This is a genomic window from Klebsiella sp. K47, from assembly GCF_051858335.1.
In the GTDB taxonomy this organism is placed as follows: domain Bacteria; phylum Pseudomonadota; class Gammaproteobacteria; order Enterobacterales; family Enterobacteriaceae; genus Klebsiella; species Klebsiella pneumoniae.
The window spans coordinates 1-226 of sequence record NZ_JBPYUI010000389.1 but is presented as its reverse complement, the minus strand read 5'-3'; the positions used below and the strand labels follow the sequence as shown (position 1 = coordinate 226).

Annotated in this window: 1 protein-coding gene; it reads left to right on the top strand. The window is 61.5% G+C overall.

Going from position 1 to position 226, the window contains the following annotated elements:
• A partial coding sequence (locus RRF55_RS28505) for a hypothetical protein (protein ID WP_439419371.1) occupies nt 1–189 on the top strand: 189 nt, incomplete at its 5' end.
• Between the last annotated feature and the right edge of the window lie 37 nt (nt 190–226).

Below are 226 nucleotides of genomic sequence, written 5' to 3'. Positions count from 1 at the left end.
GAGACGGGCAAGTCCGCCGACCTGATCGTGCTCGATCGCAACCTGTTCGAGGTGGAGCCCAAGGGCAACATCCACAACACCCAGGTGCAGATCACCGTGCTCGAAGGTGAAATCACCTGGGACCGCAACGGCGAGTTCGATGCCGGCACCCACGCGGCCACCTGGCGCCGTGAACTCCCCAACTTCTGAGGCGGTCCGTTTTGATGAACAAGCAGTCTCCCATTCC